Source organism: Paenibacillus agaridevorans, from assembly GCF_003112455.1.
GTDB classification, from domain to species: domain Bacteria; phylum Bacillota; class Bacilli; order Paenibacillales; family Paenibacillaceae; genus Pristimantibacillus; species Pristimantibacillus agaridevorans.
In genome coordinates, this window is record NZ_BDQX01000150.1 from 1 (window position 1) to 301 (window position 301).

The following is a 301-nucleotide window of genomic DNA, read 5'->3' on the forward strand; positions in this document are numbered from 1 at the left end:
GCGCCCTATTCAGACTCGCTTTCGCTGCGGCTCCGGCTTTCCACCTTAACCTTGCACGTAATCGTAACTCGCCGGTTCATTCTACAAAAGGCACGCCATCACCCATTGATCGGGCTCTGACTTCTTGTAAGCGCACGGTTTCAGGTTCTTTTTCACTCCGCTCCCGCGGTGCTTTTCACCTTTCCCTCACGGTACTGCTTCACTATCGGTCACCAGGGAGTATTTAGCCTTGGCAGATGGTCCTGCCGGATTCCGACGGGGTTTCACGTGTCCCGCCGTACTCAGGATACACCTCGGAGAG

The 301-nt window shown here is 55.5% G+C and carries 1 rRNA gene; it reads right to left on the reverse strand.

Annotated features, from left to right (window positions below):
* Window positions 1–301: ribosomal RNA gene (locus PAT3040_RS13855) — 23S ribosomal RNA — on the reverse strand; the annotation flags it as partial.